Raw genomic sequence first — 17,958 nt, 5'->3', positions numbered from 1 at the left:
CACGGGTGCACTGTGTGCCGTACCCGCCCAGTCTAATGGTCTCGGAGCCGAGCCGATCCATCCGGCACTCCGTGCGTACTGTGGGCGCATGATCTTCAAGGGCGTCCGGGACGGAAAGCCGTATCCCGATCACGGACTGTCGCTGCGCGACTGGTCGAGGATCCCTCCGCGTCAGATCCGCCTCGACGAGATCGTCACCACCACGAAGGTTCTCGAACTCGATCGACTCCTGTCGGAGGACTCGACCTTCTACGGCGATCTGTTTCCCCACGCTGTGCAGTGGAAAGGGGTGCTGTATCTCGAGGACGGTCTGCACCGGGCCGTGCAGTCCGCGCTGCGGAACCGGCCGGTACTCCATGCCCGAGTCTTCGATTACGACGCACTCGCGCCACTCTCGGGTGCCGCATCGGCGGACGCGACGGATCCGGCCGGACCCGAGATCCTCGGCGAACCGCGGTTCCTCTAGCTCATACCCGGTCGGAGCCGAGCAGGATTGTCCGCACCACGGCATCGGCGAGCAACCGGCCGCGCTCGGTGAGGATCAGGTGTTCATCCGTCACGACGGCGAGACCGTCATCGACCACCGTCCCGACCGCGGCGAGTTCACCGGCGTCCAGCTCTGCCAACGGAAGCCCGGTGCGCAGCCGCACGGCGAGCATCACCGACTCGGTGTGGATGTCTTCGGCCGTCAACGTCTCGCTTCCCGCGACCGGTAGCTGCCCGTCGGCGAGAACGCCCGCGTACCGCGCGGGATGCTTGACGTTCCACCAGCGCACCCCGCCGACGTGACTGTGCGCGCCCGGCCCGGCGCCCCACCAGTCGCCCCCGTCCCAGTAGCCGAGGTTGTGGGCACATCTGGACGAAAGATCTTCGGCACGAGCCCAATTGGAGACTTCATACCAGGTGAGACCGGCGTCCGCGAGTCGGCGGTCGATACGCTCGTACCGGGACGCGAGCACGTCGTCGTCCGGCGCCGGGAGTTCGCCGCGACGTACCTGCCGGGCCAGCGCCGTGCCGTCCTCGACGATCAGCGCATAGGCGGACACATGATCGACGCCGGCCTCGAGCACGGCATCGAGCGACGCGTCGAGATCGCCGTCGGTCTCACCCGGTGTGCCGTAGATCAGGTCGAGATTCACGTGTCCGAATCCGGCCTCACGGGCCTCTCGGGCCGCGGCGACGGGACGCCCCGGAGTGTGGGTGCGGTCGAGGACCGCGAGCACGTGGGAGGCCGCAGACTGCATGCCGAGGGAGATGCGTGTGTAGCCGGCTTCGCGGATCCGTGCGAAGAACTCGGGAGAAGTCGATTCGGGATTCGATTCGGTGGTCACCTCGGCGCCGGGCGCGAGCCCGAACGACGAGCGGACGGCGCTCAGTACGTCGGCCAGTCCGTCGGCGCCGAGCAGCGACGGGGTGCCGCCACCGACGAACACGGTCTCGGCAGCAGGAGTGCCGCGACCGCTGCGGTCGAGCATCGCGGCTCCGTGGTCGAGTTCACGTCGAAGGCCCTCCAGCCACGATTCGGGCGATGCTGCGGATCCCAGCTCGCCCGCGGTGTAGGTGTTGAAGTCGCAGTAGCCACAGCGGGTCGCGCAGAACGGCACATGCACATACACACCGAACGGTCTGCTGCCGACTCCGTCGAGTGCTGTCGCCGGCAGTTCGAACCCGTGTCCTGCACCGAGCTCGCTGCCGGTTTTCGTCTCACTCACGGCTTCCAGTGTTCCAGAGATCCAGCAGGCACCGACGAGGCGCAGCCCGCCTACCTCGATATTTCCCCCGTTTCGGGTGGAAATACCCTCCCGGATTCGGAATCGACCCCGTGACATGGCACAATGATCGTCATGACCGGACTCGGAGTGCGACTCGTGGCGCGACGCCACGTCGACCTCAAGCGTGTCTGCGCGTCCATCTGTCTGCCCTGCGCCGCCTGTCGCTAGTACGACACCAACTCCGGCAATTCTCAGATCCCGCCGGGTCGAGGCGTGTTCGCATGAGGCCAGCCCCCTCGCGTTCTCGATCCGGTCCTTCAATCCAGGAGAACCGTATGTCGTCGACCACCGACGTCGCTCCCCCCGCCGATTCGTCGCCTCCCGCCCGTCGTCGATCGGCGAAGCCCACCAAGCGCCGTGCAGAGGGCCAGTGGGCACTGGGTTATCGTGAGCCCCTCAACGCGAACGAGCAGGCGAAGAAGGACGACAACCCCCTCAACGTCCGCCGCCGCATCGAGGACATCTACGCGCATCAGGGTTTCGACAGCATCGACAAGTCCGACCTGCGCGGCCGATTCCGCTGGTGGGGTCTGTACACCCAGCGTGAGCAGGGCTACGACGGCACGTACACCGGTGACGAGAATCTCGATCTGCTCGAGGCGAAGTACTTCATGATGCGCGTGCGCTGCGATGGCGGTGCACTCGATGTGAAGCAGTTGCGGACCATCGGTGGAATCTCCACCGAGTTCGGCCGCGACACGGCCGACCTGTCCGACCGGCAGAATGTCCAGTACCACTGGATCGAGGTCGAGAACGTCCCGGAGATCTGGCGCCGCCTCGAGTCGGTCGGCCTGAAGACGACCGAGGCGTGCGGCGACTGCCCGCGCGTTGTGCTCGGCTCCCCCGTCGCAGGCGAATCCCTCGACGAGATCGTCGACGGAACCCCGGCGATCGACGAGATCGTCCGCCGCTACATCGGCAACCCCGAATACTCGAACCTGCCCCGCAAGTTCAAGACCGCGATCTCCGGTCAGCAGGACGTCGTGCACGAGATCAACGACGTCGCATTCGTCGGCGTGAATCATCCCGAGCACGGCCCGGGATTCGACCTGTGGGTCGGCGGCGGCCTGTCAACGAACCCGATGCTCGCGCAGCGGGTCGGTGCATGGATCCCGCTCGACGAGGTTGCAGATGTGTGGGAAGGCGTCGTCGCGGTGTTCCGCGACTACGGCTACCGCCGCCTGCGGTCCAAGGCCCGCCTGAAGTTCCTCATCAAGGACTGGGGCGTCGAGAAGTTCCGGGAGGTCCTCGAGACCGAGTACCTGAAGCGGCCACTCATCGACGGCCCCGCCCCGGAACAGCCGGCGCGTCCCATCGATCACGTCGGTGTGCAGAAGCTCCGCAACGGCCTCAATGCCGTCGGATTCACCCCGATCGCGGGCCGTGTCTCCGGCACGATCCTGACGAAGGTGGCCGACGCGGTCGAGCGGATCGGCTCGGACCGAATTCGCTTCACCCCACACCAGAAGCTGATCGTCCTCGATGTCGCCGACGACAAGGTCGAAGAGCTCATCGCAGAGTTCGAACCGCTGGGTCTTCATGCGCGCCCGTCGGCGTGGCGCCGGAACCTGCTGGCGTGCAGCGGCATCGAGTTCTGCAAGCTCTCGTTCGTCGAGACCCGGAAGCGCTCCCAGGTGCTTGCACCAGAGCTGGAGGAACGCCTCGCAGACATCAACGCCCAACTCGACGTCCCGATCACCATCAACATCAACGGCTGCCCCAACTCGTGCGGCCGGTCGCAGATCGCAGACATCGGCTTCAAGGGCATGCTCGTCGACGACGGCGAGGGCAACCAGGTGGAGGGCTACCAGGTGCATCTGGGCGGCAGCCTGGGACTCGACAGTGGCTTCGGCCGGAAGCTGCGCCAACACAAGGTGAACAGCACCGAACTCGGTGACTACATCGAACGTGTCGTGCGCAACTTCATCAAGCACCGGAACGAGGGCGAGCGGTTCGCCCAGTGGGCCGTACGCGCAGACGAGGCGGATCTTCGATGAGCACATCCACACACACCACCGACGACCTTCATGAGCTCGCCGCGCAGGGGGCGGCAAACCTCGAAGGCGCGTCGGCCCAGGAACTGCTGCGATGGACCGAGGAGACCTTCGGCGATTCGTACATCGTGGCATCGAACATGCAGGACGGGGCGCTCGTGCACCTCGCCGCGCAGGTTCGCCCCGGCGTCGATGTCCTGTTTCTCGAAACGGGTTACCACTTCGCCGAGACCCTCGGCACCCGCGACGCCGTCGAGCAGGTGTACGGGGTCAATGTGATCAACGCAGCGGCGAAGCAGTCGGTTGCCGAACAGGATGCCCTGCTCGGCAAGGACCTGTTCGCCCGCGAGCCTAACGAGTGCTGCCGCCTGCGGAAGGTCGTACCGCTGAAGGAAACCCTGAGCGGCTACCGCGCGTGGGTTACCGGAATTCGGCGAGTCGAATCGCCCACTCGAGCGAACGCGCCGCTGATCTCGTTCGACGAGGCGTTCGGGCTCGTGAAGATCAACCCGATCGCGGCATGGACCGATGAGGACATGCAGAACTACATCGACGAACACGGGATTCTCGTCAATCCCCTCGTCGACGAGGGCTACCCGTCCATCGGGTGCGCCCCGTGCACGAACAAACCACTTCCCGGGGCCGACCCGCGCAGCGGACGCTGGGCCGGCCAAGCCAAGACCGAATGCGGGTTGCACTCCTCATGACACTCATCGATACGACGACCTCCGAACAGCGAGCACTGTTGGACGGACACAAGTTCGACACTCTCGACGCCCTCGAGTCGGAAGCGATCCACATCTTCCGTGAGGTGGCGGGCGAGTTCGAACGTCCCGTGATCCTGTTCTCCGGTGGCAAGGACTCGACCGTCCTCCTCCACCTGGCGATCAAGGCGTTCTGGCCTGCACCGCTCCCCTTCGCGCTGCTACATGTCGACACGGGCCACAACCTTCCCGAGGTGCTCGCCTTCCGCGACCACGTCGTCGAGAAGTACAACCTGCGGCTGCACGTCGCGAGCGTCGAGGACTACATCGCCGACGGGCGCCTCACCGAGCGACCCGACGGAATCCGCAACCCCCTGCAGACCGTGCCTCTGCTCGACGCCATCTCCGAGAACCGGTTCGATGCGGTCTTCGGTGGCGCACGCCGCGACGAAGAGCGTGCGCGCGCCAAGGAGCGTATCTTCTCACTGCGCAACGCATTCGGCCAATGGGATCCCAAGCGACAGCGCCCCGAGCTGTGGAACCTCTACAACGGTAGGCACGCCCCCGGCGAGCAGGTGCGTGTGTTCCCGCTGAGCAACTTCACCGAGCTCGACATCTGGCGCTACATCGCGCGCGAGAACGTGGAACTCGCGAGCATCTACTACGCGCACGAACGTCCCGTGTACCAGCGGGACGGCATGTGGATGACCCCCGGCGTGTGGGGTGGCCCGAAGGACGACGAAGAGCTCCGGACCCTCTCGGTGCGTTACCGCACCGTCGGCGACGGCTCCACCACCGGCGCGGTGCTGTCCGACGCCGCCGACAACGAAGCCATCCTCGCCGAGGTTGCGGCATCCCGCCTGACCGAGCGCGGCGCGACCCGTGGCGACGACCGAGTTTCCGAAGCGGCCATGGAAGACCGCAAGCGAGAGGGCTACTTCTGATCATGAGCGACCTCCTTCGCCTGGCTACCGCCGGGAGTGTCGACGACGGCAAATCCACGCTCGTGGGCCGTCTGTTGTACGACACGAAATCCGTTCTGGCCGACCAGATCGATGCCGTGACCCGCGCATCTGTCGATCGCGGCCTCGATACTCCCGACCTGTCGCTCCTCGTCGACGGCCTGCGCGCCGAACGGGAGCAGGGCATCACCATCGACGTCGCCTACCGGTATTTCGCCACGCCGAAGCGCAGCTTCGTGCTCGCCGACACCCCCGGTCACGTGCAATACACCCGGAACACGGTCTCGGGCGCCTCCACCGCCCAGCTCGTCGTGCTGCTCGTCGACGCACGCAAGGGCGTGATCGAGCAGACCCGCAAGCACGCAGCGGTGCTCGCGCTGCTCGGCGTGCCCAAGCTTGTGCTCGCCGTCAACAAGATCGACCTCGTCGAGGATCCGGCACAGGTTTTCGCCGACATCAGGGACGAGTTCAACTCGCTCACACGCTCGCTCGGCTGGGCGCCTGAGGACGTGCAGGGGATCCCGGTGTCGGCGTTGCACGGCGACAACGTCGCGACCCGCTCGGAGAATACCCCGTACTACGACGGCCCGACGCTGATCGAGCACCTCGAGTCCGTCCCGGTCGACGCCGATGTACACGGGCGACACGATGTCGGCCTGCGGTTCGCCGTCCAGTACGTGATCCGGCCCCGTACCGCCGAGTTCCCCGATTACCGCGGCTACGCGGGACAGATCGGTGCCGGTTCGGTTCGTCCCGGCGATGAGGTCGTGATCCTGCCATCCGGAATCCGCACGACTGTCGAACGCATCGACACCGCGGACGGCGAACTCGACGTCGCGCACGCCGGCCGGTCGGTGACCCTCATCCTGGCCGACGATGTCGACGTCTCCCGCGGCGATGTCATCGCTGCCCCGGGTGCACCGGAGCCGATCGGCGAGTTCGAGGCGACCGTGTGCTGGCTGGCCGAGAAGCCGCTGCGCCCCGGTGCTCGTCTGTTGCTCAAGCACGGCACGCGCACCACGCAGGCGATCGTCGGTGCGCTCGAGGAGCGTTTCGACGAGCAGAACCTGACGTCGGTTCCGAACCCGGAGTCGTTGGAACTCAATGAAATCGCGCGGATCTCGGTGCGCGTAGCCGAGCCGATCGCCGCCGACGACTACAAGATCAACCGGCGCACCGGCAGCTTCCTCCTCATCGATCCGGCCGGCGGAAACACCCTCGCGGCAGGTCTGGTCGGCAACGGACTCTCCGACATCGAACTCGGTGAGATCGGCGCGGGGGACCGCGTCCCCGCATGATCCCGCTGATCGCTGTCGCGCACGGCAGCCGTGACCCGCGTTCTGCGCGGGCCGTGGCTGCCGCGCTCGCAGCTGTCCGCGACCGGTATCCAGAACTCGATGTAAGACTCGCGTTTCTCGATCTGAACAGCCCGTCGGTGCCGCAGGTCCTCGATGCCGTGGCCTCCGAAGGACATCGACAGGCAGTCGTCGTTCCGCTGCTGCTCGGCAGTGCATTCCACGCGCGTATCGATCTCCCGGCCCTGCTGGCGGAGTCCAGGAACCGCAACCCGCACCTCGACGTCGTGTCCGCCGACATTCTGGGCGACGACGAACTACTGGTGGCGGCGGCGCGCGACAACATCATCGCCGCAGATGTGTCGCCGGACGACCCCACCGTCGGGATCGCACTCTGCGCGGTCGGCTCGCGACGGGTCGGTGCGAATGCGTCGACCGCGCTTGTCACACCGCGCGTACTCACCGGAACCGGGTGGACGCTGGGCAGGACGTGCTTCGCAACCGCCACCGAGCCGTCCGTCGAATCGGCACTGACGGGGTCCGTCGAATCGGCACTGACGGAGCTCACCCGCTCGGGTGCACGCACTCTCGTGCTCGCGCCCTGGATGCTGGCACCCGGCTTGCTGTGGGACCGGGCCTGTGCCGCAGCCGGACCTCTCCGGGATGTCCACGATGTACACATAGCCGCGACCCTCACCGATCATGAAGCCGTCGGCGCCGTGATCGTCTCCCGCTATCTGTCTGCCGTCGCTGCGTCCCGGTCGCTAGTCGCCGCCTGACGCACATCACACACGACACAGGATCCGCCACCGCGTGTGTTCGCGCGGCATTCACTTTCTTCGACTAGAACGGTACCTACCCCGTCCGTGGGCAACCCGCTCGTCGGGGATCCGGATCCGCGAGGAGAACGCGTGCAGAACGAGCTACGGCACTACATCGACCGTCTCCGAACCGAAGGCTATTCGGTCCGTGATGATCACGGCGAGGATCCCGACCTCATCGACACCCATGGACGGGCTGTCGACACCTGGCGTGAGAACTACCCATACAAGAAACGGATGGATCGCGCGACCTACGAGGTCGAGAAATACCTCCTTCAGATCGAGCTCCTGAAATTCCAGGCATGGGCGCTGGAGAACAAGACGAAGCACATCATCGTGTTCGAGGGGCGCGACGCAGCAGGCAAGGGCGGCACGATCAAACGTTTCCAGGAATACATCAACGTTCGACACGCACGTGTGGTGGCATTGAGCAAACCGTCCGACCGCGAGTCCGGGCAGTGGTACATGCAGCGATACATTCAGCATTTCCCCACCGCAGGTGAACTCGTGATGTTCGACCGCTCCTGGTACAACCGCGCGGGCGTCGAGCGGGTCATGGGTTTCTGCACCGACCGCGAATACGACCGTTTCATGAACCACGCCCCGCTGTTCGAACAGCTGATCGTCGACGCAGGAATCTCCCTGACCAAGTTCTGGTTCTCCGTCACCCAGAACGAGCAACGCACCCGCTTCGCAATTCGCCAGCTCGACCCGGTCCGCCGGTGGAAACTGTCCGAGATGGACCTCGAATCCCTCGACAAGTGGGACGAATACACCGCCGCAAAAGAAGAGATGTTCCGGCGCACCGACACCGATTACGCACCGTGGACCACCATCAAGTCCAACGACAAGAAGCGCGCCCGCATCAACGCCATGCGATTCTTCCTCAACCAGTTCGATTACGACGACAAGGACGGCCAAGTGGTGTTCGCCGCCGACCCGAAGATCGTGCAGCGTGGTAAGGATGCGGTCGGCGACTGAACCGTCGCACACCTGGGCGGGTGTGTCGCGCCGTAACCATTCGGGCACCGAAGATCATCGAACCCTGGCGGGGAGATGTGGTCTGTACCACACTGGTGACAGAGCAAGGAGAGACCACCATGGGCACAGCACCGACCAGACGGGGAATCGTGGCGGGCATCGACGGCTCCGAGAGCGCGCTCGGCGCAGCACGCTGGGCCGCATCGATCGCGCTTCGCTTCGGCGAACCCCTTCGGCTGACACACGTCGTCACTGAGCGGCCATCGAGCAACGGCGCTACCGCTGACGGCGGGAAAGCGCTCGACGCGGCGGAGGCCGCGGTGCGTGCCGCACAACCCGAGGTCGTCGTCGAACGCACCATCGAGGTAGGTAAGCCCGCGCAGACCCTCGTGGAAATGTCGGATACCGCACGCATGATCGTGCTCGGCCACACGACGACGAGTGAGCTGCAGTCCATGTTCGCGCGATCCGATGTCGTGCACACCGCGAACCATGCACACTGTCCGGTCGTGTCGTGGCGCGGCGAGCCCGGTCCGGCCGAACTCGATGGCAAACGCATCGTCCTGGGGGTCGACGGCAGCGCATTGAGCGCAAAAGCCATCGCCCACGCCTTCGAGATCGCGGACAAGGCCGGCGCACCGCTCACCGCGGTGCACACCTGGACCGAGCAGTCCACCCTCACCTACGGCGAAGGCTCACGATTCACCGACTGGGAGGCCTACCAGGAGCACCGGACCGCGGAACTCGCGGAGAGCCTGGCGGGCCACCGCGAGAAGCATCCCGACGTGGACATCTCGTACAGCGTCGAGCGCGGTAAACCCGACGTGATGCTTCTCGAACATTCCGCGCACGCGCAGCTGGTGGTCGTCGGCAGTCACGGACGCAGCACCATCGCGTCCGCGCTGCTCGGCTCGACCAGTCAGAATCTGATCCACCACTCGATGTGCCCGGTCCTCATCTGCCGTAGCTGAGGCCCCCGCTAGTCGGCGCTCACCACAACGGGCTCACCGGGTGCGGCAGTGACCTGCGCGTACACCGTATCCCCTGCCTTCAGACCGAGTGCACGCGCATCGCCACGCGTGATCTGCGCGATGAACGGCTCGCCGGTGGCGGCGTTGGTCAACTCGACGCGCACCTCGAATCCGAGATGCACCACCCGCTCCACGGTGGCGCGGGCGACACCGAGCTCCTCCGTACCGGACGCCTGCGCGACCTCGAGTCCGGGTTCGTGACCGAGCCTGATGTCGTGCGGCCGCACGAGCCTGCCGTTGAACTTCGAGACGTTCCCGAGAAACGACATCACGAAGTCGTTCTCCGGGCGGTCGTAGAGATCCTCCGGCGTGCCGACCTGCTCGATACGCCCGCGGTTCATCACGGCGATGCGGTCGGCGACATCCAGCGCCTCCTCCTGGTCGTGCGTGACCAGCACAGTGGTCACGTGAACCTCGTCATGGAGTCGGCGCAGCCAGGTCCGCAGGTCGGCGCGCACCTTCGCGTCGAGCGCACCGAACGGCTCGTCGAGCAGGAGCACCTGAGGGTCCACCGCCAGAGCACGGGCGAGCGCCATGCGCTGCCGCTGCCCACCCGACAGCTGAGCGGGGTACCTATGCTGGAATCCGTCCAGCCCGACGACCTCGAGGAGTTCGTCGACCTTCGCCGTGATCTGCCGCTTCGGGAGCTTGCGGATCTTCGGACCGAACGCGACGTTCTCACGAACCGTCATGTGCTTGAAGGCAGCGTAATGCTGGAACACGAAGCCGATCCCACGCTTCTGCGGCGATACGTGCGTGACGTCGTTGCCCGCGATGTGGACGGTGCCGCCGTCGAGGGACTCCAGCCCGGCGATCGATCGCAGCAACGTCGATTTACCCGAGCCGGACGGACCGAGCAGTGCAGTCAACGAGCCGGGCGGGATGTCGAGTGAGACGTCGTCGAGCGCGGAGAAGTCGCCGTAGTTCTTGAACGCCCTGGTAACGGTGATCATGCTTTGGTGCTCCTCTTGCGGTCGAGCAATGTCATCAGCAGCAGGACCACCACTGCGATGGCCATGAGCAGGGTGGCCGCGCTGTACGCGCCGAAGGTGTTGTGGTCGTCGATGTAGCGAGCGTGGACGAGCAACGTGAGAGTCTGAGATACCCCGGGAAACCCGGACGAAACCATGATGACCGCACCGAACTCGCCGAGCGCGCGGGCGACGGTGAGGACGATGCCGTACGTCAATCCCCAGCGGATTGCCGGCAGGGTGATTCGCCGGAACGTCTGCCACGTGCCGGCACCCAGTGTCGCGGCGGCCTGCTCCTGTTCCTCTCCGATCTCGTAGAGGACAGGTTCGACCTCGCGCACCACGAACGGCAAGGTGACGAAGATCGTCGCGATGACCATGCCGGGCAGTCCGAAGATCACTCTGAATCCCAAGGATTCGAGTCCACCGAACCAGCCGCCCGCGCCCCACAGCATGATCAGCGCAACACCGACGACGATCGGCGACACCGCGAACGGCAGATCAACGACGGACTGCAGAAGTCCGCGTCCCGGGAATCGTCCGCGCACCAGTGCGAGCGCAACGACGATGCCGAACACGACATTGACGGGGACGACGATCGCGACGATGAGCAACGACAGGTTGAGCGCGGAGATCGCTGCGGGCGTCGAGATCGAGTCGACGAACGCCATCACACCGTTCTCGAAGGTGCGGTAGAGGATGACGCCGATCGGCACGACCAGCAGTACTACCAGGTAGCCGAGCGCGATCACACGTAGCGAGATGCGCGAGAGCGGAGAGAGTTTCACGCGTCGTTCTCCTCACGGACACGGCCGCGGTTCGCGACGAGCCGCAGCACGAACAGTGCCACGAACGCGATGAGCAGCAGTGCCACCGAGACCGCCGCGGCGTTGACGGGCCGGTCGATCTCGATCTGCTGCTGAATGTACTGCGATGCCACCTGTGTCTGGCCGGGAATGTTCCCCCCGATCAGCACGATCGAGCCGTACTCCCCGATGGCGCGCGCGAACGCGAGCCCGACTCCGCCGAGGATCGCGGGTGCCAGGGTCGGCAGCACCACGGTCCGGAAGGTCGTGAAGTTGTCGGCACCGAGTGATGCCGCAGCCTCCTCGACCTCTCGGTCGGCCTCGATCAGGACGGGTTGAACCGATCGCACCACGAACGGCAGCGTGACGAACGCAAGCGCAACGACCAGACCGGGCTGTGTCGCGTTGAGCTGGATGCCGATGGGGCTCTGCGGTCCGTACAGAGCGAGCAGCACGATGCTCGCCACGATCGTGGGAAGAGCGAACGGCAGGTCGATCAGTGCGTTGACGATCTTCTTGCCCGGAAACTCGTCCCGCACGAGTACCCACGCGATCAATGTGCCCATCACCGCGTTGATCAACGCCACCACGATCGACACGGTGACCGTGATGCGAAGGGTGGCCAGGGCATTCGGTGCTGTGACAGCGTCCCAGAAGCCACCGAAGCCTTCCGAGAAGGCTTCGGTGGCAAGGGCCGCGAGTGGCAGCAGGACGATGATGCTCAGCCACAGGGTGGCGACGCCGATCCCGAGCGGGCCTACGGCACCGGTTACTTTCGCGGTGCGTCGGCCACGCTGCTTCGGGGAGGGCGCTTCTACTGGGGTACTCACGGTCGGGCTCTGCTTCCGGCTCTATTTCGTTGCGTTGTCGTAGATCACGGCGATGGCGCCGGTGCCTTCGGCGAAGAGCTCGTCATCGACGGCACCCCATCCACCGAGGTCGTCGATCGTCCACAACGTTACGGGTTCCGGGAAGTCCGCGGCGAATTCCTCTGCAACAGCAGGATCGACGGGCCGGAATCCGGCTTCACCCCACAGACGCTGGGCTTCCTCGGTGTAGAGGAAGTCGAGGAATGCCTGGGCCTTTTCCGCGTTCGCCGAATCGCTGAGCACCGCAGCCGGGTTCTCGATCTTGAAGGTCACCGGCGGCGTCACATGCTCGACAGGATCGCCGTTGCGCTCGATGAACAGTGCCTCGTTCTCGTAGCTGAGCAGCACGTCGCCGGTGCCCTGCAGGAACGTTTCGGTGGCCTCGCGACCGGACTTGGGCTGCACTTTCACGTGGTCCTGGACGAGGGCCGTCACGTAGTCGAGCCCGGCCTGCTGGTCCTGACCACCGTTGCTCTTCGCAGCGTAGGGGGCGAGCAGGTTCCACTTGGCTGATCCCGAGCTGAACGGATTCGGCGTGACGACCTCGACGTCATCACGCAGGAGGTCGTCCCAGTCCTGGATGTTCTTGGGGTTGCCCTCACGCACGACGATCGTCACCACGGAACCGAACGGCAGGCCCTTGTCTGCACCGGCATTCCAGTCCTCGTCGACGAGACCCGCATCCACGAGTCGCGTGATGTCGGGTTCGACGGAAAAATTCACGAAGTCGGCTTCGGCACCGTCACGCACCTTGCGCGACTGGTCGCCCGAGGCGCCGTAGGACTGCTGGAACACGACGCCGTCACCGGCCTCGGTCTCCTGGAATGCCGGGATCAGCAGGTCGAACCCGACCTTGGGAACCGCGTACGCGTACAGGTTGACGGTGCCACCGGAGCCGTCGGCGCCCGCGTCACCGCCGACAGTATCGCTGGCACCGCCACCCGAGCACGCGGTCAGGACGGTAGCCGTCGCGACGGCGAGCGCGGCAGCGCCGAAAAACTTGGAACGTAACTTCATCGAGGGGGCCTCCTGCTGGCTGTCCCTGACGGAACAGAGCGGACAGATCTGGGATTCGGAAATCGGGATCGATGTCATCGCGAAGACGCAGTGACGGGCGCCGGTCCACAGAGTCGGCGGGCACAACGCCGCCTGCAGAAGTTCACTGGAGAATCGACTGCAGGCGAACACCACGGGATCGCAGAACCCGGTTACCGGCGCGGTGAAACCGCTGACATCGGTGCGGGTGGATCAGCGACAACAACAGTCTATGTCGGCAACAGACGGCATGCCGACAGCAATCAACGCCAGTTGATGGCGCGCGCTGGGCAACACGTTCGTGGACACGCGGGGAACTTTAGCAGAGCTTGACCATAGGTCCAGCGGAGAGTCCGCTGTGGGAGATCACACCTAGAGCGTGAGCAACCACGCGACAACAACGAGAACGAGAAGCGCGATGAGCGCCAGGGTCACCCGCGAGCGTGGCATGTCAACAGTCCTCCGTGTTCGGTGCCGATGGTGCGGGTTCCCCGCCGGCCGGGGAAGGTTCGGGTTCGCCTCGCCCCACCGCAGCGAAGCCGGCGGCGACCACGCGGTCGAGCAACCAGGCCACCACCCCGCACAGCGGCACCATCACGATCAGCACCAATGCGGCCTGGGGCACGAACGACAGGCCCGTGAGCCACAGCTCGAACCCGTCCCACCACGATGCCACCCGTTCCATCCCGTCCACTGTAATGCGTCCGCCCGTTTGCCCCGCGTCACACCTGTCCGGGACCGATCATGGAAAGATGGCCTCCACCGTGCACCTACCGTCGACCGTGCCGAACCGCACCCCGTTCCCGCCGATCGGCGACTACGGCTTCCTGTCGGACTGCCAGACGTCGTGCTTGGTCGCGCGTGACGGATCAGTCGAATGGCTGTGTGTGCCGCGCCCCGACTCACCGAGTGTGTTCGGGTCACTGCTCGATCGCAGCGCCGGTCACTTCCGCATCGGCCCCCACGACCGGACGGTGCCCGCCGCCCGCCGGTACCTTCCGGGAGGGATCGTGCTGGAGACCACGTGGCAGACAGAGACCGGATGGATCGTCGTCCGTGACGCCTTGGCGATGGGACCGTGGTACGACCTGCACCAACGGTCCACCATTCAGCGGCGAACCCCGTCGGATTGGGAGGCCGAGCACATTCTGCTGCGCACGGTTCGATGCGTGAACGGCACGGTCGAGTTGAACATGAGCTGCGAACCCGCGTTCGATTACCACCGCGGCGGCACGCGGTGGGAATACACCGGCACGGTGTACGAAGAAGCGACGGCCGTGTGCGCGGACGCACCGGACGAGCATCCCCGGCTGCGCCTGACCTCCAACATGCGGCTGGGCATCGAGGGCAGGGAAGCACGCGCCCGCACCCGGATGAGAAAGGGTGACACCGTGTTCGTCGCCCTGTCGTGGGGTGAGCCGGCGCCGCCGCACACGTTCGAGGAAGCCGCAGCGAAAATGCTCACGACCCAGGACTACTGGCGCGAATGGGTCACGACCGGCAGGTTCCCCGATCATCCGTGGCGCGCATATCTCGAACGCAGCGCTCTGACCCTCAAGGGGCTCACGTACTCCCCGACCGGCGCACTACTCGCGGCTGCCACGACATCACTTCCGGAAACCCCCGGCGGCGAACGCAATTGGGACTACAGATACGCCTGGGTCCGCGACTCCACCTTCGCCCTGTGGGGTCTGTACACCCTGGGTCTCGATCGAGAGGCCGACGATTTCTTCTCGTTCATCCTCGACGTCTCGCAGGGCGCCGACGGCAACGGTCATCACCCCCTGCAGGTCATGTACGGGGTCGGTGGCGAACATGTGCTGGAGGAATCGACGCTCGACCATCTGTGCGGGTACGACAATGCCAAGCCTGTCCGCATCGGCAACGACGCGTACCGGCAACGCCAGCACGACGTGTGGGGAGCCCTACTCGATTCGGTGTATCTGCACGTGAAGTCGCGTGAGCAGATACCCGAATCGTTGTGGCCCCTACTGAGCAGCCAAGTGGAGCAGGCAGTCGAGCACTGGCGGGAACCCGATCGCGGAATATGGGAAGTACGCGGTGACCCCCAGCATTTCACGTCGTCGAAAGTGATGTGCTGGGTCGCGCTGGACCGCGGCTCCAAGCTCGCCGAGATGCACGGTCAGCCCGACCACGCCGAGCGCTGGTCGGCGATCGCCGACGAGATCAAGGCGGATATCCTCGAGCACGGCGTCGATGAACGTGGTGTCTTCACGCAGCGGTACGGCCATCCGGCACTCGATGCGTCGAACTTACTGATCCCGCTGCTCCGGTTCTTGCCGTCCGACGATCCGCGTGTGCATGCAACGGTGCTCGCGATCGCGGACGAACTGACCGAGCACGGCCTGGTTCTGCGCTACCGAGTCGAAGACACGGACGACGGACTCTCCGGCGAGGAGGGCTCGTTCACCATCTGCTCGTTCTGGCTGGTGTCCGCACTCGTCGAGATCGGCGAAGTGGATCGGGCGTCCACTCTGTGTCGACGGTTGCTCGATTTCGCGAGCCCACTGAAGTTGTATGCCGAGGAGATCGATCCGGCGACCGGGCAGCACCTGGGCAACTTCCCCCAGGCCTTCACCCATCTCGCTCAGATCAACGCGGTCGTTCACGTAATCCGCGCCGAACAGCGCACCGAGTCAGGCGAATTCAGACCCGCGCACGTACGGCATTGAACCCGTCACGAACCAGCGACGGCGTCGAGCTGGGGGCCGATCGCGCCGAGCGCATAGAGGGTCGACGACGCCGACGGTGTGTTGAACGCCACGACCGTCGGATAGTCGACCACCGCGAGTCCGCCGCCGGTCACCGCGGGCAGCTGATCGAATCCCGGCAGCGCCATGAGATCGGCTTCGGTTCCTCCGTTGGGCAGGATGATGAGCAGATCCGCGACGAGCGCATCGACACGTTCCGGGCTGAGCATCAGGCGTCCTTGGCTGACGCCGGCTTCGTCGACGAGTGATTGCGGCAATGTCATCCCGAGCCGGGAGAAGAGGGCTGCGGCACCATCGTCCGGATCGGCGACGACCACGAATTGGTCAGTGGCGAACATGTACTGCGCGAGGACGCCGGTCTTACCCTCGAGGCCGGGAAGTGCCGCCTCGTCCATCTGCGCGTCGGTGTCGGCAATGACCTGCTCGGCCTCGTCGGAGCGGTCGAGCAGCGTGCCGAGCGCGCGGAGCTGCGCGTCCCAGTTGTCGACACCGAGTTCACTGAGGGGCGCAAGCGTGGGAGCGACCGCGTCGAGCGTGTCGTACGCCTCAGGGGTGGCGACCTGCCAGTTGCCGAGAATCAGATCGGGTTCGAGCGCTGCGATCGGTTCGACGGGCAGTGGCCCGTCCACGGCGGCAGGATTGCCGGCCGCGAGGTCGACGGCGTCGCCCGAGACATCGCTCTGCCACGGGTAGAGACCCCGATCGTCACCCATCGCGCCTGCACTGATGTAGCCGACGGGCTGGACGCCGAGTTCGAGGAGCGCGTCGACCCACTGGCTGGATGTCGCGACGATGCGTTCCGGGGCGCCCTCGACCGTGGTGGTTCCGAAAACGTGCTCGACACTGGCTGCGCCCGCGGCGCTGTTCGTGTCGGTAGCACCGGCGGATGCGGTATCGGCATCGTCGGCAGTCGAACATCCTGCCACTCCGATACCGACGAGTGCAGTTGCGGCGCACACGGCCAGAAATCTCACACGCATGGGTCAACCCTCTCCATTTAAGGTGAGGCATACCTTATCCCGAGCGGGGTCGAAGCAAAAGAGGTCAGTGGAAACGACCGAGCAACTGCTCTGCCTGCGCGCCGATATCACGGATGACGTCGCCCGCCGGTCTCTGAGATCGGACGAGGCCTGCGGCCTCACCGGCATAGACGACTCCGATATCCGGGTCGTCGGCGGTGTACTCGTCGGCGAGGGTCTGCTCGTCGGCTCCGCGACCGTGCCACGTCTCGGTGAAGGAATTGACCAGGGCGCGGCCACACCACCGGGCAGGCCACGGCTGGTGTCGGGCTTTGTCGAACACGTCCGTGTACACGGTGTCGGCGCTCCCCGCCGCGAGCAACCGCTCTCGCGCGTAGTCCGGTCCTACGGTTTCGGGGCTGGCCAGGAGCGCCGTTCCCACCAGGGCACCGACTCCTCCGGCCGCGACCACGGCAGCAAGCCCGCGGCCCGACGCGATGCCACCCGCGGCAAGTACCGGAAGTTCGGTGGATTCGAGCACTTCCTGCAGCAGCGGCAGGGTCCCGATCCTCCCGGTGTGACCGCCTGCTTCGTGGCCCTGCGCCACTACCGCGTCGACCCCGGCAGCTTCGACGACCCGAAGATCCTCGAGGGTGTTGATCTGGGAGATCACGACTGCGCCGGCAGCGTGGACCCGCTTCACATACGGAGCGGGGTCACCGAACGACAGGGTCACCACCTGCGGGTGATGTGCGAGGACCGCACCGAGAAGTGAATCGTCGTCGTCCAGCGACCATGTCATGAGACCGAATCCGAGGTGCCCGCCACCGATCTCGCGGGCACTGCGGGCCTGCTCCTCGAGCCACTCGGCGGTGTTGTACCTGGCTGCGCCGATCAGGCCGAGCCCACCGGCGCGAGTCACCTCACCGGCGAGCGAGCCACCCGCCCGACCGCCCATCGGCGCACCCACCAGCGGAATCGTGATTCCGAGTTCACGGGTCAACCAGGTCTCGAGCACGGGCGGGT

Annotated in this window: 18 protein-coding genes; 9 read left to right on the top strand and 9 right to left on the bottom strand. The window is 65.6% G+C overall.

The genetic code is table 11. The annotated features are described in order from the left end of the window. The first annotated feature begins 88 nt into the window (after positions 1 to 88). Complete coding sequence (locus Q7514_RS09445; protein ID WP_330132976.1) at positions 89 to 466, top strand: type II toxin-antitoxin system VapB family antitoxin; 378 nt, start codon at positions 89 to 91, stop codon at positions 464 to 466. A gap of 1 nt (position 467) precedes the next feature. Here Q7514_RS09445 and hemW read toward each other — a convergent pair whose 3' ends face one another. Next, complete coding sequence (gene hemW, locus Q7514_RS09440) at positions 468 to 1,712, bottom strand: radical SAM family heme chaperone HemW (RefSeq protein WP_330132975.1); 1,245 nt, start codon at positions 1,710 to 1,712, stop codon at positions 468 to 470. A gap of 335 nt (positions 1,713 to 2,047) precedes the next feature. Between hemW and Q7514_RS09435 the strand changes: the two genes are divergently transcribed. From Q7514_RS09435 to Q7514_RS09405, 7 genes are all read left to right on the top strand, one after another. Next, positions 2,048 to 3,769, top strand: a complete 1,722-nt coding sequence (locus Q7514_RS09435; protein ID WP_330132974.1) for a nitrite/sulfite reductase — start codon at positions 2,048 to 2,050, stop codon at positions 3,767 to 3,769. Further along, positions 3,766 to 4,473: a phosphoadenylyl-sulfate reductase gene (locus tag Q7514_RS09430; protein ID WP_330132973.1), complete on the top strand. Its 708-nt coding sequence runs from the start codon at positions 3,766 to 3,768 to the stop codon at positions 4,471 to 4,473. Before Q7514_RS09435 ends, Q7514_RS09430 begins: the two co-directional genes overlap by 4 nt. Next, positions 4,470 to 5,414: a sulfate adenylyltransferase subunit CysD gene (gene cysD / locus Q7514_RS09425; RefSeq protein WP_330132972.1), complete on the top strand. Its 945-nt coding sequence runs from the start codon at positions 4,470 to 4,472 to the stop codon at positions 5,412 to 5,414. Before Q7514_RS09430 ends, cysD begins: the two co-directional genes overlap by 4 nt. 2 nt (positions 5,415 to 5,416) lie before the next feature. Further along, on the top strand, positions 5,417 to 6,730 hold the full coding sequence (locus tag Q7514_RS09420) for a sulfate adenylyltransferase subunit 1 (RefSeq protein ID WP_330132971.1): 1,314 nt from the start codon (positions 5,417 to 5,419) through the stop codon (positions 6,728 to 6,730). Then, positions 6,727 to 7,506 (top strand): sirohydrochlorin chelatase, encoded by a 780-nt coding sequence (locus tag Q7514_RS09415; protein WP_330132970.1) that lies wholly within the window; start codon positions 6,727 to 6,729, stop codon positions 7,504 to 7,506. The genes Q7514_RS09420 and Q7514_RS09415 overlap by 4 nt, the downstream gene beginning before the upstream one ends. A gap of 132 nt (positions 7,507 to 7,638) precedes the next feature. Beyond that, positions 7,639 to 8,529 carry a polyphosphate kinase 2 gene (gene ppk2 / locus Q7514_RS09410; RefSeq protein WP_330132969.1) on the top strand — a complete coding sequence of 297 codons (891 nt, stop codon included), beginning with the start codon at positions 7,639 to 7,641 and terminating at the stop codon, positions 8,527 to 8,529. Positions 8,530 to 8,648: 119 nt separating this feature from the next. Continuing rightward, positions 8,649 to 9,500, top strand: a complete 852-nt coding sequence (locus tag Q7514_RS09405; protein ID WP_330132968.1) for a universal stress protein — start codon at positions 8,649 to 8,651, stop codon at positions 9,498 to 9,500. A gap of 8 nt (positions 9,501 to 9,508) precedes the next feature. Here Q7514_RS09405 and Q7514_RS09400 read toward each other — a convergent pair whose 3' ends face one another. The 6 genes from Q7514_RS09400 to Q7514_RS09380 form a co-directional block, all read right to left on the bottom strand. Continuing rightward, positions 9,509 to 10,513 carry a sulfate/molybdate ABC transporter ATP-binding protein gene (locus tag Q7514_RS09400; protein WP_330132967.1) on the bottom strand — a complete coding sequence of 335 codons (1,005 nt, stop codon included), beginning with the start codon at positions 10,511 to 10,513 and terminating at the stop codon, positions 9,509 to 9,511. Then, the gene (gene cysW / locus Q7514_RS09395) at positions 10,510 to 11,319 is read right to left on the bottom strand and encodes a sulfate ABC transporter permease subunit CysW (protein ID WP_330132966.1); all 810 of its coding nucleotides are present in this window, start codon (positions 11,317 to 11,319) and stop codon (positions 10,510 to 10,512) included. The genes Q7514_RS09400 and cysW overlap by 4 nt, the downstream gene beginning before the upstream one ends. Beyond that, complete coding sequence (gene cysT, locus Q7514_RS09390; protein ID WP_330132965.1) at positions 11,316 to 12,167, bottom strand: sulfate ABC transporter permease subunit CysT; 852 nt, start codon at positions 12,165 to 12,167, stop codon at positions 11,316 to 11,318. The genes cysW and cysT overlap by 4 nt, the downstream gene beginning before the upstream one ends. Before the next feature lie 21 nt (positions 12,168 to 12,188). Next, the gene (locus tag Q7514_RS09385) at positions 12,189 to 13,223 is read right to left on the bottom strand and encodes a sulfate ABC transporter substrate-binding protein (RefSeq protein ID WP_330132964.1); all 1,035 of its coding nucleotides are present in this window, start codon (positions 13,221 to 13,223) and stop codon (positions 12,189 to 12,191) included. 231 nt (positions 13,224 to 13,454) lie between these two features. Beyond that, a complete protein-coding gene (locus Q7514_RS33180) occupies positions 13,455 to 13,538 on the bottom strand; it encodes an Ms4533A family Cys-rich leader peptide (RefSeq protein WP_408016067.1) in 84 nt (27 codons plus the stop codon). A gap of 154 nt (positions 13,539 to 13,692) precedes the next feature. Continuing rightward, positions 13,693 to 13,926, bottom strand: coding sequence for a hypothetical protein (locus Q7514_RS09380; RefSeq protein WP_330132963.1), 234 nt, complete (start codon positions 13,924 to 13,926; stop codon positions 13,693 to 13,695). 67 nt (positions 13,927 to 13,993) lie between these two features. Between Q7514_RS09380 and Q7514_RS09375 the strand changes: the two genes are divergently transcribed. After that, the gene (locus tag Q7514_RS09375) at positions 13,994 to 15,934 is read left to right on the top strand and encodes a glycoside hydrolase family 15 protein (RefSeq protein ID WP_330132962.1); all 1,941 of its coding nucleotides are present in this window, start codon (positions 13,994 to 13,996) and stop codon (positions 15,932 to 15,934) included. 5 nt (positions 15,935 to 15,939) lie between these two features. Here the strand turns inward: Q7514_RS09375 and Q7514_RS09370 are convergent, their stop codons facing one another. After that, a complete protein-coding gene (locus tag Q7514_RS09370; protein WP_330132961.1) occupies positions 15,940 to 16,953 on the bottom strand; it encodes an ABC transporter substrate-binding protein in 1,014 nt (337 codons plus the stop codon). Positions 16,954 to 17,017: 64 nt separating this feature from the next. Further along, positions 17,018 to 17,950 carry an NAD(P)H-dependent flavin oxidoreductase gene (locus Q7514_RS09365; protein WP_330132960.1) on the bottom strand — a complete coding sequence of 311 codons (933 nt, stop codon included), beginning with the start codon at positions 17,948 to 17,950 and terminating at the stop codon, positions 17,018 to 17,020. Positions 17,951 to 17,958 lie beyond the last annotated feature (8 nt).

Origin of the sequence: Rhodococcus artemisiae, assembly GCF_036327795.1 — a bacterium.
Classification (GTDB): Bacteria; Actinomycetota; Actinomycetes; order Mycobacteriales; family Mycobacteriaceae; genus Rhodococcus; species Rhodococcus artemisiae.
The sequence above is the reverse complement of the archived record's forward strand: the minus strand, read 5'-3'. Positions and strand labels throughout refer to the sequence as shown.